This is a genomic window from Pseudomonas sp. B21-059 (assembly GCF_026016285.1).
In the GTDB taxonomy this organism is placed as follows: Bacteria; Pseudomonadota; Gammaproteobacteria; order Pseudomonadales; family Pseudomonadaceae; genus Aquipseudomonas; species Aquipseudomonas danubii.
In genome coordinates, this window is sequence record NZ_CP087201.1 from 5,437,522 (window position 1) to 5,451,898 (window position 14,377).

Annotated in this window: 15 protein-coding genes; all 15 read right to left on the reverse strand. The window is 60.5% G+C overall.

The annotated features are described in order from the left end of the window. Positions 1-45: 45 nt before the first annotated feature. Positions 46-453, reverse strand: a complete 408-nt coding sequence (locus LOY69_RS23995; protein ID WP_265073686.1) for a hypothetical protein — start codon at positions 451-453, stop codon at positions 46-48. A gap of 96 nt (positions 454-549) precedes the next feature. Continuing rightward, the gene (locus LOY69_RS24000; RefSeq protein ID WP_265073687.1) at positions 550-1,341 is read right to left on the reverse strand and encodes an amidohydrolase; all 792 of its coding nucleotides are present in this window, start codon (positions 1,339-1,341) and stop codon (positions 550-552) included. After that, entirely contained in the window at positions 1,329-2,477 is a 1,149-nt protein-coding gene (locus LOY69_RS24005) for a pyridoxal phosphate-dependent aminotransferase (RefSeq protein ID WP_265073688.1), read from the reverse strand. Before LOY69_RS24005 ends, LOY69_RS24000 begins: the two co-directional genes overlap by 13 nt. Positions 2,478-2,597: 120 nt before the next feature. After that, complete coding sequence (gene der / locus LOY69_RS24010) at positions 2,598-4,070, reverse strand: ribosome biogenesis GTPase Der (protein ID WP_011063203.1); 1,473 nt, start codon at positions 4,068-4,070, stop codon at positions 2,598-2,600. 141 nt (positions 4,071-4,211) lie between these two features. Then, positions 4,212-5,363 (reverse strand): outer membrane protein assembly factor BamB, encoded by a 1,152-nt coding sequence (gene bamB / locus LOY69_RS24015; RefSeq protein WP_102860403.1) that lies wholly within the window; start codon positions 5,361-5,363, stop codon positions 4,212-4,214. After that, entirely contained in the window at positions 5,356-5,997 is a 642-nt protein-coding gene (locus tag LOY69_RS24020; protein ID WP_102860402.1) for a tetratricopeptide repeat protein, read from the reverse strand. Before LOY69_RS24020 ends, bamB begins: the two co-directional genes overlap by 8 nt. A 40-nt stretch (positions 5,998-6,037) precedes the next feature. Beyond that, entirely contained in the window at positions 6,038-7,327 is a 1,290-nt protein-coding gene (gene hisS, locus LOY69_RS24025; protein ID WP_102860401.1) for a histidine--tRNA ligase, read from the reverse strand. Positions 7,328-7,350: 23 nt separating this feature from the next. Beyond that, positions 7,351-8,460 carry a flavodoxin-dependent (E)-4-hydroxy-3-methylbut-2-enyl-diphosphate synthase gene (ispG, locus tag LOY69_RS24030; protein ID WP_016968333.1) on the reverse strand — a complete coding sequence of 370 codons (1,110 nt, stop codon included), beginning with the start codon at positions 8,458-8,460 and terminating at the stop codon, positions 7,351-7,353. Between the two features lie 3 nt (positions 8,461-8,463). Continuing rightward, positions 8,464-9,486 carry a helix-turn-helix domain-containing protein gene (locus LOY69_RS24035; protein ID WP_110597134.1) on the reverse strand — a complete coding sequence of 341 codons (1,023 nt, stop codon included), beginning with the start codon at positions 9,484-9,486 and terminating at the stop codon, positions 8,464-8,466. Beyond that, positions 9,486-10,244, reverse strand: a complete 759-nt coding sequence (gene pilW, locus LOY69_RS24040) for a type IV pilus biogenesis/stability protein PilW (protein WP_102860399.1) — start codon at positions 10,242-10,244, stop codon at positions 9,486-9,488. The genes LOY69_RS24035 and pilW overlap by 1 nt, the downstream gene beginning before the upstream one ends. Positions 10,245-10,256: 12 nt before the next feature. Continuing rightward, complete coding sequence (rlmN, locus tag LOY69_RS24045; protein WP_110653614.1) at positions 10,257-11,405, reverse strand: 23S rRNA (adenine(2503)-C(2))-methyltransferase RlmN; 1,149 nt, start codon at positions 11,403-11,405, stop codon at positions 10,257-10,259. Between the two features lie 28 nt (positions 11,406-11,433). Beyond that, the gene (gene ndk, locus LOY69_RS24050; protein WP_025129556.1) at positions 11,434-11,859 is read right to left on the reverse strand and encodes a nucleoside-diphosphate kinase; all 426 of its coding nucleotides are present in this window, start codon (positions 11,857-11,859) and stop codon (positions 11,434-11,436) included. 94 nt (positions 11,860-11,953) lie between these two features. Further along, positions 11,954-12,154, reverse strand: a complete 201-nt coding sequence (gene iscX, locus LOY69_RS24055; protein ID WP_102860397.1) for a Fe-S cluster assembly protein IscX — start codon at positions 12,152-12,154, stop codon at positions 11,954-11,956. Positions 12,155-12,168: 14 nt separating this feature from the next. Next, the gene (gene fdx, locus LOY69_RS24060) at positions 12,169-12,510 is read right to left on the reverse strand and encodes an ISC system 2Fe-2S type ferredoxin (protein WP_025129554.1); all 342 of its coding nucleotides are present in this window, start codon (positions 12,508-12,510) and stop codon (positions 12,169-12,171) included. Between the two features lie 3 nt (positions 12,511-12,513). Further along, positions 12,514-14,376 (reverse strand): Fe-S protein assembly chaperone HscA, encoded by a 1,863-nt coding sequence (hscA, locus tag LOY69_RS24065; protein ID WP_102860396.1) that lies wholly within the window; start codon positions 14,374-14,376, stop codon positions 12,514-12,516. Position 14,377 lies beyond the last annotated feature (1 nt).

The window sequence follows — 14,377 nt, forward strand, 5'->3', positions numbered from 1 at the left end:
GGCTTTTTTGTATCCGGCCTTGAGCTAACAACTGCGGTGTGTGTCTCAGGCATGCACATCGACGCTGAACATGGCCTGCAACAAGGCTGCCTGCAACACTTGCAAGGTGCTGTTGGTTACGGCGATCTGGGTCTGGATCTCCATCACTTGCTGGACTTTCTGCTCATCGCTGGCCTGCCCCTTCTCGACACTGGCCAACTGCGCCTGTTGCTGTGCCAGGATCTTCTGGGTCTGTTCGATCTGCTTCTGCAACTGCTTGACCGGATCGCCTCCGCCTTTCACCGCATCGATACTGGCATCCGCAGAGTTGACTCGCAGCTCCTGGTCTTCGGCGTCCTTGCTTTCAGCCACCGGCGCCAGCGGGCTGGTGCTGGTGGCTTCGGCCTCCCCCGTCACCGCTTTCGGCGCGGACAGCGGGTAAGGATTGACGACATTGGCATTGATGGTGGTCATGAGTGATTCCTCCTGAATGCCCGTCCTATCGGCTTTCATCCCTGAAGCTTGATATCGGCAACCTGTAAAAAAGTGTGCAGCCGCGCCCCAATCCTTCTAGGTGAACATGAAGGTATCGGCGTCGAGATTCGCGGGAAAGCGTGCTCGATAGGCCGCCAACTCGCCGGCGTTCAAACGTACCTGGAACACCCCATCCGCCTCACCGGCACTGAGCAGGGTCTCGCCCTGGTAGTCCAACACCTGGCTATCACCGGTATACGCAAAGCCCTTGCCGTCGGTACCTATCCGGTTCACCGCAGCGACATAGCACAGGTTTTCAATAGCTCGGGCCGGCAACAAGCGGTTCCAGTGCAGCCGCCGAGCCCCGGGCCAGTTGGCGGTGTACAGCAGCAGATCAGTGTCCTGGGCATCGCGGCTCCACACCGGAAAACGCAGGTCGTAGCAGATCAGCGGACGAATCCGCCACCCCTTGAGTTCGAACTGTACCTGGCGCTCACCTGGGGTGAAGTGATTGTGCTCGCCGGCCATGCGGAACAGGTGGCGCTTGTCGTAATGCCAGACTTCACCGTCGGGACGCGCCCACAACAGGCGGTTGCGATGGCTGCCGTCCGCCGCCTGGATGATCACGCTACCAGTGATCACCGCATCGAGCTTCTTCGCCTGACAGCGCAGCCACTTGCTGGTGGGGCCGTTCTCCGCCTCCGCCAAGGTGCTGGATTCCATGGAGAATCCGGTGGTGAACATTTCCGGGAGGATGATCAGATCCGCACCGCGGGCCTGCTCCAGCAACTGCTCGAAATGCTCGAAGTTGGCCTGGCGGTCATGCCAGGCCAGGGTGGTCTGGATCAACGCCAGATTCAGATCGGGTAACGCACTCAGATCACGCATAGTTTCTCCGCTGCCTGACGCAGCGTCTCCTCGCGCTTGGCAAAACACAGACGTACCAGACGCTGCCCCTGGGGCGGCTGCTGATAGAACACCGACACCGGAATGGCTGCCACGCCGTGTTCGCGGGTCATCCAGGTTGCCATGTCGACGTCATTCAAGTCTGGACGAATCCGCGAATAGTCCACCAGTTGAAAGTAGGTGCCGGCCACCCGGGTAAAGCTGAAGCGCGAAGGGCTCAGCAAGTCGCAGAACAGATCACGCTTGGCCTGGTAGAAGGCCGGTAGCTGCTCGACATGTTCCGGGCATTCGGCCATGAAGTCCGCCAGAGCGTACTGCAAAGGGGTCACGCCGCAGAAGCTGACATATTGATGCACCTTGCGCAGCTCGGCGCTCAAGGCCGGTGGCGCTACGACATAACCGGTCTTCCAGCCGGTCACGTGGTAGGTCTTGCCGAAGGAGCTGACGACGAAAGCCCGCGGATACAGCTCCTCGTGGGCCAAAACGCTGACATGGGGGACACCGTCAAACACCAGGTGCTCATAGACCTCATCGCTGACCAGGTAGATGTCGCGATCACGGATCAACGCTGCCAGTTGATCCAGTTCGGCACGGCTGATCAAGGCTCCACTGGGGTTGTGTGGAGTGTTGAGAATGATCATCCGCGTACGCGGACTCAGGGCTTCGCCAAGTTTCTGCCAGTCGATGGCAAAGTCATCAAGGCCCAGTTGCACATGCACACAACGGCCGCCGGCCAGTTCCACTGCCGGCTCATAACTGTCGTAACAGGGATCGAAAACGATGACCTCGTCACCGCGCTGAATCACCGCCTGGATGGCACAGAAAATGGCCTGGGTGGCGCCCGGGGTGATGGTCACTTCGCTGTCGGCATTGACCTCGACGCCATAGCAGCGAGCGATTTTCGCCGCCACCTGTTGGCGCAAGGCCGGTAATCCGGTCATGGGTGCGTATTGGTTGTGGCCATTGGCGATATGCCGTCCAACCGCGTCACGCAAGGCTTGGGGACCCTCGAAATCAGGGAAGCCCTGGGACAGATTGAGCGCTCCGGTTTCAACCGCGAGCTGGGACATCTGCGTGAAGATGGTGGTGCCGACATTCGGCAGCTTACTGGTGATCATGAGGATTCCCTGCTGAACACCCGGCTCTACGACGGCGCGGGAGGTCCCGAGAATAGCCCAAACACCGGGCATGAAAAAGGGCGCATAAAGCGCCCTCTTACCCACACAAATCCCGGTCGCTCAGCGCTTGTCGCGGCGCTTCTTGTCGGCCTTCTTGTGGTGCGACATCAAACGACGCTTCTTGTTGACCTGGCGGTCGGTCAGCGTGTTCTTGTTGCCCTCGTACGGGTTCTCGCCACCCTTGAACTCGATGCGAATTGGCGTGCCCACCAACTTCAGTACACGGCGGTAGGTGTTTTCCAGGTAACGCACGTAGGACTTGGGCACCTTCTCCACCTGGTTGCCGTGGATCACGATCAGCGGCGGGTTGGCACCGCCCAAGTGGGCGTAGCGCAGCTTGATCCGACGGTTGTTGACCATAGGTGGCGCATGCTCGCCAACGGCGTCTTCGAGAATCTGCGTCAGGCGGCTGGTCGGCCAGCGGGTCACCGCCGACTTGAAGGAGTTCTGCACCGACTGGTAGAGGTTGCCCACGCCGGTTCCGTGCAAGGCCGAGATGAAGTGGATATCGGCGAAGTCGACGAAGAACAACCGGCGCTGCAGCTCGGTCTTCACATAGTCGCGCTCGCTTGGCTGCATGCCGTCCCACTTGTTCAGGGCGATCACCAGGGCCCGACCGGCTTCCAGGGCAAAGCCCAGCAGGTTCAAGTCGTGGTCCACCACCCCTTCCCGGGCGTCCATGACGAAGATCACCACGTTGGCGTCTTTGATCGCTTGCAGGGTTTTGACCACCGAGAACTTTTCAACTTCCTCGTGGATCTTGCCGCGCTTGCGCACACCGGCGGTGTCGATCAGCGTGTACTTCTCGTCGTTGCGCTCGAACGGGATGTAGATACTGTCGCGGGTGGTGCCGGGCTGGTCGTAGACGATGACCCGGTCTTCTCCGAGCATGCGGTTGACCAGCGTGGATTTACCCACGTTGGGGCGGCCGATGATGGCGATCTTGATCCCGTCTTTCTCGCTCGGACCAGGAATGCGCTTGGCTTCCTCGCCTTCGGCGACGATCTCTTCCTCGCCTTCTTCCGGCTCGTCGGCGTCATCCTTGGGGAACTCGCTCAGGGCGATTTCCAGCATCTGGGTGATGCCGCGACCATGAGCACCAGCGATTGGAATCGCATCGCCCATACCCAGTGGCGCGAACTCGGCGCGGGCCATGTCCGGGTCGATGTTGTCGACCTTGTTGGCGATCACGTAGGAGGTCTTGTTACGTTTGCGCAGGTGTTCGCCAATCATCTGGTCGGCCGCGGTAAACCCGGCCTTGGCGTCCACCAGGAACAACACCACATCAGCTTCTTCGATGGCCAGCAGCGACTGCTCGGCCATCTTTTCATCCATGCCATGTTCGTCACCGGAAATACCACCGGTGTCGATCAGAATATAGGTACGCCCTTGCCACTTGGCCTCACCGTATTGGCGATCACGGGTCAGACCGGACAGGTCACCAACAATGGCGTCGCGAGTCCGAGTCAGGCGGTTGAACAAGGTGGACTTGCCGACGTTAGGTCGGCCCACCAGGGCGATTACGGGAACCATGCGGCTCTCCACTGCGTTAATTGCGAAAATACAAAAGCCGCTGCGAGGCAGCGGCTGGTGCTCGGGGCAGCACCTTGAAGTGCTGCGAACCTTGTCAAGACAAGGCCGCTTGGGGAATCAACCCCAAGCATAGTCAAACCATTACTTGATGGTCAGGGCTTCCAGTTTGCCGCTGTTGCCATACACATAAATCATGTCGCCCACCACCAGCGGACGAGCGCGCAAGCCGTCGCTATCGATGCGGGTACGGCCGACGAAACGACCGTCCACCTGACTCAGCAGGTGCAGGTAACCTTCCAGGTCACCCACCGCTACGTAGCTGGAGAAGACTTCCGGGGCCGACAGTTGACGACGGGCCAGGGAGTCGTTGCTCCACAGGGCCGTAGTCGAACGCTCGTCCACGCCTTCCACGGTGCCCGACGACAGGCTGACATAGACGCTGCCAAAACCTTGCGCCACACCGGCATAGCTGGAAGCGTCACGCTGCCACAGCGGACGACCGCTCTCCAGGTCCAGGGCAACCACACGTCCCTGATAGCTGGCGACGTACAGGGTACCGCCGGACAGCAGCAAGCCGCCGTCGATGTCCACTACCCGATCCAGCTCGGAACGGCCTTGTGGAATAGCGACACGCTGCTCCCACACCGGCACGCCGTTGCGGATATCCAGCGCCACCACCTTGCCAGTGGAGAGACCGGCCAGGGCCAGACGGTTGGTGGCCAACGGCGCACTGGTGCCCCGCAGGGTCAGTACCGCTGGAGTGCTGTCGTAGAGCCAGAGCTGGTTGCCGGTGCTGGCATCGAGGCCAATCACCCGGTCATCCTGAGTCTGGACCACGACCACGTCACCGTTGGTCGCCGGCGGAGCCAGCACTTCACTGGTGACCCGGGAGCGCCACTTCTCTTCACCGCTGGAAGCATCCAGGGCAACCACTTCGCCTTTCAGAGTGCCGATCATGACCAGGCCGTAACCCACGCCGACGGCGCCGGAAACAGGCAGTTCGAGATCTTTCTTCCATTTGACGTCGCCGTTCATGCGATCCATGGAAACCACAACGCCAGTGACGTCGGCGGCATAGATGGTGTCACCATCGATCGCCGGCACCAGCATGTTGTAGGTTTCGCCCTGACCGTCACCGATCGAACGGCTCCACTGCTTCTGCAGGACCACTTCTTCTTTGAAGTCGACCAGTTCAGCCGGCGGCAGTTCTTTCTTGCTATTGCTGCTGCAACCCGCGGCCAACAAGGCCAGGGCCAGCAATGCTGCATGTTTCCAACGGATCACGTCATGCATCCCCTTTGGCCAGGTCGTCCAGCTTGATTTGTAAGCCACCGACCGCCGCCTCATCCGAGAGCGCCGCCTTGGCTTTTTGGTATGCCGCATGGGCTTCATCCACACGGCCCAACTGGACCAGCAGATCACCCTTGAGTTCTTCGCGGGTCGCCAGGAACGCCTTGTCGGCATCACCCTCGAGCAGCTTCAAGGCCTCGTCAGCCTTGTTCTGCGCCGCCAGCACCTGGGCCAGACGCTGGCGCGCCACTTCACCCAGAGCCGGGCTCGCCGGCTTGTCGAGCACTGCTTTGAGCTGCGCCGCTGCGTCGTCCAGCTTGCCGGTGTCCACGGCTACCTTGGCCACGAACAGGTTGCCGTATTGCGCGTAGGCAGTACCGCCGAACTCGCTGTTGAGCTTGCCGGCCAGGTCTGCAACCCGGGCGGCGTCAGGCTTGCCATCTGGCGTCAGGGTGGTTTCCAGCAGTTGCTGATAGAGCACCGAAGCACCTTGCGACTGATTGTTCTGATACTTGTGCCAGGCCTGCCAGCCGAACACGATAACCAAGGCCAACAGGCCGCCAGTCACCAGGGGTTTGCCGTTGCGCTGCCACCAGTCTTTCAATTCCGCCAGCTGTTCATCTTCGGTACTCGACACCCCAATACTCCTTATTCGCTAAATCGGCTGTTTGACAGCTTCAACCCTGCACGATGCAGGTGGCCAGGTGCGCGGCGAGCGCATCCCAGGCAATGCTTTGTTGTTCACCCTGGCCACGCAGGGGTTTGAAACCTACCACTTGCTGGGCCAGTTCGTCGTCACCAAGGATCAGCGCGTACAACGCACCGCTCTTGTCGGCCTTCTTGAATTGGCTCTTGAAGCTGCCGGCACCGGCATTGATCTGCAGACGCAGGTTCGGCAATTGGTCTCGAACGCGCTCACTCAGCGCCAGTGCGGCCAGTTCGGCAGCCTCGCCGAAGGCGCAGAGGTAAACGTCGACCTGACGCGAGATTTCTTGCGGGATCTGCTCCAGGGTTTCCAGCAGCAGCACCAGACGTTCGATCCCCATGGCGAAGCCAACACCCGGTGTAGGTTTGCCACCCATTTGCTCGACCAGCCCGTCGTAACGGCCGCCGGCACACACTGTGCCCTGGGCGCCGAGCTTGTCGGTGACCCATTCGAAAACGGTCTTGCTGTAGTAATCCAGCCCGCGCACCAGCTTCGGGTTGATCACATAAGGGATACCCGCGGCGTCCAGACGGGCCTTGAGCCCCTCGAAGTGCACACGGGACTCTTCGTCCAGGTAATCGGCCAGCTTGGGCGCGTCCACCAGTACGGCTTGAGTGTCCGGATTCTTGGTATCGAGCACGCGCAGCGGATTGGTCTTCAGGCGACGCTGGCTGTCTTCGTCCAGCTTGTCCATGCGCGCCGACAGGAACGCCACCAGCGCGTCGCGATAACGTGCGCGAGCCTCAGCAGTGCCCAGGCTGTTCAGTTCGAGCTTGACCGCATCACGGATGCCCAGCTCGCCCCACAGGCGCCAGGTCAGCACGATCAGCTCAGCATCAATGTCCGGACCGTCGAGGTTGAAAACCTCGCAACCGATCTGGTGGAACTGGCGATAACGGCCTTTCTGCGGGCGCTCGTGACGGAACATCGGGCCGATGTACCAGAGCTTCTGCACCTGGCCACCGCCAGTGATGCCGTGCTCGAGTACAGCGCGTACGCACGCCGCAGTGCCTTCCGGACGCAGGGTCAGGGAATCACCGTTGCGGTCTTCGAAGGTGTACATCTCTTTTTCGACGATGTCGGTCACTTCACCGATGGAGCGCTTGAACAGCTCGGTGAATTCGACGATCGGCATGCGGATCTGCTTGTAGCCGTAGTTATCCAGCAGACGCGCCACAGTGCCCTCGAAATAACGCCACAGGGGCGTCTGCTCGGGCAGGATGTCATTCATGCCACGAATGGCTTGCAGAGACTTGCTCACAAAAAATCCTTAAATACGTTCGGTTAGCCGCGAGCGATAAGCGCTGCGTCGGCTTCGACCTTTTCGGCCGCCTTCTGCCGGATCAGCTTTTCAAGCTCGTCCACCAGATTGTCATTGGTCAGTTTCTGTGCAGGCTTGCCGTCGATGTAGATCAGATTCGGCGTACCACCGGTCAGGCCGATATGCGCCTCTTTGGCTTCACCCGGACCGTTGACCACACAACCGATCACTGCGACATCCAACGGCACCAGCAAGTCTTCCAGGCGCCCTTCCAGTTCGTTCATGGTTTTCACCACATCGAAATTCTGCCGCGAGCAGCTCGGGCAAGCGATGAAGTTGATGCCACGGGAACGCAGGTGCAGGGACTTGAGAATGTCGTAGCCGACCTTCACTTCCTCGACCGGGTCGGCCGCCAACGAGATGCGAATGGTATCGCCAATGCCTTCGGCCAGCAGCATACCGAGGCCGACGGCGGATTTCACCGTGCCTGAACGCAATCCGCCGGCTTCGGTGATCCCCAGGTGCAGAGGCTGGATGATTTCCTTGGCCAGCAAGCGATAGGCTTCGACGGCCATAAACACGTCGGACGCCTTCACGCTGACCTTGAAGTCCTGGAAATTCAGGCGTTCAAGGTGCTCGACGTGGCGTAGTGCCGACTCAACCAACGCTGCTGGAGTCGGTTCGCCGTACTTTTTCTGCAGATCTTTTTCCAGGGAGCCGGCGTTGACCCCGATACGGATCGGAATCCCGCGGTCACGGGCGGCATCCACCACCGCACGCACCCGATCTTCGCGACCGATGTTGCCGGGGTTGATCCGCAGGCAATCGACACCCAGCTCGGCTACGCGCAGGGCGATCTTGTAGTCGAAGTGAATGTCGGCCACCAGCGGCACCTTGACCTGCTGCTTGATGCGACCGAACGCCTCGGCGGCGTCCATGTCGGGCACCGAGACCCGCACGATGTCGACACCGGCAGCTTCAAGGCGGTTGATCTGGGCGACGGTTGCGGCCACGTCGTTGGTGTCGCTGTTGGTCATGCTCTGCACCGCAATCGGGGCATCGCCACCGACCGGTACCGAGCCGACCCAGATCTTGCGGGACTCGCGACGTTTGATTGGAGATTCGCCGTGCATGACTTATTGACCTAACTTCAGGCGAGCGGTCTCGCCACTGGTGAACGGGGCGATATCCACCGCCTGACCGTTGTAAGAAATTTGTGCGCCACGGGCATACCCCAGACGTACGGCAAAAGGCGGCTTGCCGCTGACATCGACCGTTTCACCCTTGCGCTTCAGGGCGCTGAGCAGAATCTTGCCGTTGCCATCGATCACCTGGGCCCAGCAATCGGCGCTGAACTGGATCTGCACCTGGCCCGAACCGGCGACCGGAGTGGTTGGCGCCGCTGCGGTGGCAGGATTCGCTGGCGTAGCGGGTACGACAGCCGGAACCGGCGCCTGAACTGCTGGTGCGCTGACAACGGGCGCAACGGTCGGGGCGGTATGCGCAGGAGCGGTTGGGGCCGCAGGAGTCGCAACCGGAGCCGGCGTTGCAGGCGTCACTGGATTGGCAGGCGCCTCAGCAGCAGCCAGGCTCTGAGTTTGCGCGGCGTTGTCCTGGGCTTCGCTCTGACCTTCGGCGACGGCCTGGTCTTCCGGCTCGTCGATTGGATGGATCTGCGTGGTGCCGTCGGCACCCTCAACCTCAACGTGCTCGGGACTCAAGGAGATCGGCTCCTTGCCGCGCAAGGAGGACTGATCCTGCCACCAGATGAAACCGCCACCCACCACGGCCACCAACAGCAGCAAGCTGACGATGCGCAGGATGGTGTGGGAAACCCGTACCGGCTCTTCGATACGCCCCAGAGCGTGAACGCTGCTGCCTTGGGAGTCGGTACCGGTGTATTGATCGAATTCCTGTACCAGGATGGCCTGGTCCATGCCCAGCAATTTGGCGTAGGCACGGATATAGCCGCGAGCAAAGGTATGCCCTGGCAGTTTGTCGAACGCGCCGGCTTCCAGATTGCTCAGGGAGCTCACGGTGAGGTTGAGCTTGTGGGCCACTTCAGCCAGCGACCAACCATTGCTTTCGCGGGCCTGACGCAGGGTCTCACCGGGGTTTACGCGAGTCACTGCTTGAACTTCGGGATGCGCCGCTTTCATCATTGCTCCGACAGGTATTGCTGATATTCCGGCGTACCGGGATAAAGTCGTTTTAGTTGCAGGCCGTAACTGGCGGCCTTGTCGCGATCTTCGAACACCGTTGCCAGCCGAACGCCGAGCAATAGACTACGTGCATTTTGCTCGCCGAGCAGGCTAAAACGATCGTAATAGTCGCGCGCGGGCACATAATGCCTGTCTTCGTAAGACAACTCAGCCATTTCCAGCAATGCGCGGGGCTGTTGGTGATTCAGGCGCAGGGCTTTTTCCAGTTGCAGTTGGGCCAGCTCACGCTGGCCCAGCTTGGAAGCGGTCATACCGAGGTTTTCGAACACCCGGGAACGCTCGGGGTACAGAGTATCAGCAGCGGCCTGCTCGAAGCGCTGATAAGCCTCTTTGTAACGTTTTTCTTCGAACAGGAAGCTGCCGTAGTTGTTGAGGATACGCGCACTGTCCGGACGGGCCGCCAGAGCTTGGCGAAAGTGCTCATCGGCCAGCGCAGGTTCCATCTCGGCCTGGAACACCAGCGCCAGGGCGGCGTTGGCATCAGCATCGGCAGGCGCCAGCTCCAGGGCCTTTTTCAACGGCACCTTGGCCCTTTCGCTCATGCCCTGCTGCAAATACCCCAGGCCCAACTGTACGTAGGCCTCGCGCGCCTCATCACGGCCCTTGCTGGTGTTCATCGGACTGGAATCACCCGACAGAACACAGCCAGCACAGAGACTGGCAACAAGCAGGAGCAGCGCGAAGCGCAGGGTCATGGAGATCCTCTCTCAGGTACGGGTCGCGGCGCTTTGCGGCATATCGGCGTCGGCGCTCAGCTCACGCACGGCGATATAACGTTCGCTACGGCGGGTGCGATCCAGCACCTGCCCGACCAACTGACCGCAGGCGGCATCGATGTCTTCACCGCGAGTCGTACGCACGGTGACATTGAAGCCGGCGTGATGCAGTTGGTCCTGGAAACGACGAATGGCGTTGTTGCTCGGACGCTCGTAACCGGAATGAGGGAACGGGTTGAACGGGATCAGGTTGATCTTGCAAGGAATGTCCTTGAGCAACTCGATCATCTCAACCGCGTGTTCCAGCTTGTCGTTGACGTCCTTGAGCAGGGTGTACTCGATGGTCAGCACGCGCTTCTCGCCCAGGGAGGACATGTAGCGCTGGCAGGACTCCAGGAGCATCTTCAGCGGGTACTTCTTGTTGATTGGCACCAGCTGGTTGCGCAGCGCATCGTTGGGTGCGTGCAGGGACAACGCCAGGGACACGTCGATGTGCTTGGCCAGCTCATCGATCATCGGCACCACGCCGGAGGTGGACAGGGTCACACGGCGCTTGGAAATGCCGTAGCCCAGGTCGTCCATCATCAGGTGCATGGCGGCGATGACGTTGTCGAAGTTCAGCAGCGGCTCACCCATGCCCATCATCACCACGTTGGTGATGGCACGGTCGACGGTTGCCGGGACGCTGCCAAAGGATTTGTTGGCAATCCACACCTGGCCGATGACTTCGGCGGCGGTGAGGTTGCTATTGAAGCCTTGCTTGCCGGTGGAGCAGAAACTGCAATCCAGGGCACAGCCTGCCTGGGACGAAACGCACAGAGTGCCGCGCTTGCCCTGGGGAATGTACACGGTCTCGACGCAGCTGCCGGACGCCACGCGCACCACCCATTTGCGGGTGCCGTCGCTGGAGATGTCCTCGCTGACCACTTCCGGACCGCGAATCTCGGCAACGACCTTGAGCTTCTCGCGCAAGGCCTTGCCGACATTCGTCATGGCGTCGAAATCATCGACGCCAAAGTGGTGAATCCATTTCATTACCTGACCGGCACGGAAACGCTTCTCCCCGATTGAGTCGAAGAATTTCTCCATTTCCGGTTGAGTCAACCCCAACAGGTTAGTTTTGCCGATCGATGTAGTCATGGTCTCACCCCTCACTCGCCAGCCTTACTCAGCGAGCGGTTACTTCAGTAGCTGCGAAGAAGTAAGCGATTTCGCGAGCAGCGGCAGCTTCGGAGTCCGAACCGTGAACGGCGTTGGCGTCGATGGACTCGGCGAAGTCAGCACGGATGGTGCCGGCAGCAGCTTCTTTAGGGTTGGTAGCGCCCATCAGCTCACGGTTGCGAGCAATGGCGTTTTCGCCTTCCAGAACCTGAACAACAACTGGACCGGAAGTCATGAAGGCAACCAGTTCGCCGAAGAAGCCACGCTCGCTGTGCTCAGCGTAGAAGCCTTCAGCTTCAGCCTTGGACAGTTGCTTCATTTTCGAAGCTACAACGCGCAGGCCGGCTTCTTCAAAACGGGAAACGATCTTGCCGATAACGTTTTTTGCAACAGCGTCAGGCTTGATGATGGAGAAAGTACGTTGAACAGCCATGGTGTAACTCCAGAAACGGTGATTAAAGCGAAAAATTAAACCCGCGAATTATACGCGGGTTTATAGGGATTGCCTAACTGCGTAGCCCGCGGATTCAGTCCGCTTCGTCGATCCAGGCGGCCTGAATTGCTTCAAGAACCTTCTCGCCTCCGCGAGCCGGATCGTCGCTGAACTCTGGCAGTGCCAGAACCCATTGGTGCAAGTCGACAAAGTTCACATAACGCGGGTCCACATCCGGCTTGGAATCAGCCAGCTGGATCGCGATTTCCAGTACATCAACCCACTTCAGACTCATGACGGCTCCTTGAATCAGTGCGGCGCTTCGGCGGCATGGTTGAGTGAGTACTTGGGAATTTCAACGGTCAGGTCTTCATCACCAACGATGGCCTGGCACGACAGGCGCGACTGTGCTTCCAGGCCCCAGGCCTTGTCCAGCAAGTCTTCTTCCAGCTCGTCGGCTTCGTTCAGCGAGTCAAACCCTTCACGAATGATGCAGTGGCAGGTAGTGCAGGCGCAGACGCCGCCGCAGGCGCTCTCGATCTCGATGTGGTTGTCGTGGGCCACGTCGAGCACCGAAACACCAGGCTCGACCTCGACAACCAGACCGTCCGGGCAGAACACGGCGTGTGGCAGAAAAATGATCTGCGGCATCAGTTATTCCTCGATTTCATTCAGGTTGCGCCCCGCCAACGCGGCTTTCACCGTCGAATCCAGGCGGCGAGCAGCAAAGGCATCGGTCACTTGCGACAGACGCTTGGTCTGCTGCTCGATGGCGTAACCATCGGTACCACGCATCAATTCACTCAGTTCCTGCATCTGCAGCTCGATGACCATGCGCTCTTCAGCGTCCAGCAGACGATCACCATCGGCGTCCAGGGCGCCCTGCACAGCCTCGATCAGGCGCTGAGCATCAACCTGCTGCTCACGCAGCACGCGGGCCACCTTGTCGTCACCGGCGTACTGGAAGGAGTCCTTGAGCATCTTGGCGATTTCGCCGTCAGTCAGGCCGTAGGACGGCTTGACCTGAATGCTGGCTTCAACCCCCGAACCCAGCTCTCGGGCAGAGACACTGAGCAGGCCATCGGCGTCGACCTGGAAGGTCACGCGAATCTTCGCCGCACCGGCCACCATCGGTGGGATGCCACGCAGCTCGAAGCGCGCCAGGGAGCGGCAGTCACTGATCAGCTCGCGCTCGCCCTGCAGCACATGAATCATCATGGCCGTCTGGCCATCCTTGTAGGTGGTGAAGTCCTGGGCACGGGCAACCGGGATGGTGGTGTTACGCGGAATCACCTTCTCCATCAACCCGCCCATGGTTTCCAACCCCAAAGACAGCGGAATCACGTCCAGCAGCAGCAATTCACCCCCTTCGCGCTTGTTGCCCGCGAGGGTATCGGCCTGGATCGCGGCACCAATGGCCACCACTTGATCCGGATCGATCTCGGTCAACGGCTGGCGACCAAACATTTCAGCCACCGCTTCACGCACACGCGGCACGCGGGTCGAACCGCCCACCATGACCACCGCCTGCACTTCGTCCAGCTCGACATTGGAGTCGCGAACGGCACGACGACAGGCCTTGAGGCTGCGGGCAACCATAGGCTCGATCAGGGCGTCGAAGGCCTCGCGAGTCAGGGCGGCGCGCCAATCGCCATGCACCACTTCCACGGATGCAGCACTGGTCAGGGCTTCCTTGGCCGCACAGGCGGTCTGCAACAGATTGCGCTGCGTGCCTGGGTCCAGGTCGGCGGACAGGCCCGCGCCCTCGATGATCCAGCCGGCAATGGCGTGATCGAAGTCGTCGCCACCCAGAGCGGTATCGCCACCAGTAGCCAGCACTTCGAAGACGCCGCCAGTCAGGCGCAGGATGGAAATATCGAAGGTACCGCCGCCCAGGTCATAGATCGCAACCACACCCTCGGCGTGCTGGTCCAGACCGTAAGCCACGGCAGCTGCGGTCGGCTCGTTGAGCAGGCGCAGCACATTCAGGCCAGCCAACTTGGCAGCATCCTTGGTGGCTTGACGCTGGGCATCATCGAAATAGGCCGGAACGGTAATCACCGCACCTACCAGCTCGCCCCCCAGGGCCGCCTCAGCACGCTGACGCAAGACCTTGAGCACTTCAGCCGATACCTCCACCGGGCTTTTCGGCCCCTGGATGGTCTCGATGAACGGCATATGCGACTCACCATCAACGAAGCGATAAGGCAGTTGCTCACCCAATTGCTTGACGTCGGACAGGCCGCGCCCCATCAGGCGCTTGACCGAGAGCACGGTGTTCAGGGGATCGCTGGACGCAGCCAGGCGGGCGGATTCACCCACTTCGACGCGGTCGGCGTGATAACGCACGGCCGACGGCAGAATCACCTGACCCTGCGCGTCAGCCAGAGGCTCGGAAAGACCACTGCGCAAGGCAGCAACCAGCGAATTGGTGGTACCCAAGTCGATCCCCACAGCCAGACGACGCTGGTGCGGTTGAGGACTTTGGCCGGGTTCGGCGATCTGCAGTAGGGCCATG

Excerpts from the sequence above, each read along its gene's own strand:
- ispG (WP_016968333.1), bottom strand. The coding sequence starts at position 8,460 with ATGCACGGCGAATCTCCAATCAAACGTCGCGAGTCCCGCAAGATCTGG.
- der (WP_011063203.1), bottom strand. The coding sequence starts at position 4,070 with ATGGTTCCCGTAATCGCCCTGGTGGGCCGACCTAACGTCGGCAAGTCC.
- LOY69_RS24035 (WP_110597134.1), bottom strand. The coding sequence starts at position 9,486 with ATGAAAGCGGCGCATCCCGAAGTTCAAGCAGTGACTCGCGTAAACCCC.
- ndk (WP_025129556.1), bottom strand. The coding sequence starts at position 11,859 with ATGGCTGTTCAACGTACTTTCTCCATCATCAAGCCTGACGCTGTTGCA.
- LOY69_RS24000 (WP_265073687.1), bottom strand. The coding sequence starts at position 1,341 with ATGCGTGATCTGAGTGCGTTACCCGATCTGAATCTGGCGTTGATCCAG.
- pilW (WP_102860399.1), bottom strand. The coding sequence starts at position 10,244 with ATGACCCTGCGCTTCGCGCTGCTCCTGCTTGTTGCCAGTCTCTGTGCT.
- bamB (WP_102860403.1), bottom strand. The coding sequence starts at position 5,363 with ATGCATGACGTGATCCGTTGGAAACATGCAGCATTGCTGGCCCTGGCC.
- fdx (WP_025129554.1), bottom strand. The coding sequence starts at position 12,510 with ATGCCGCAGATCATTTTTCTGCCACACGCCGTGTTCTGCCCGGACGGT.
- LOY69_RS24005 (WP_265073688.1), bottom strand. The coding sequence starts at position 2,477 with ATGATCACCAGTAAGCTGCCGAATGTCGGCACCACCATCTTCACGCAG.
- iscX (WP_102860397.1), bottom strand. The coding sequence starts at position 12,154 with ATGAGTCTGAAGTGGGTTGATGTACTGGAAATCGCGATCCAGCTGGCT.
- hscA (WP_102860396.1), bottom strand. The coding sequence starts at position 14,376 with ATGGCCCTACTGCAGATCGCCGAACCCGGCCAAAGTCCTCAACCGCAC.
- rlmN (WP_110653614.1), bottom strand. The coding sequence starts at position 11,405 with ATGACTACATCGATCGGCAAAACTAACCTGTTGGGGTTGACTCAACCG.
- LOY69_RS23995 (WP_265073686.1), bottom strand. The coding sequence starts at position 453 with ATGACCACCATCAATGCCAATGTCGTCAATCCTTACCCGCTGTCCGCG.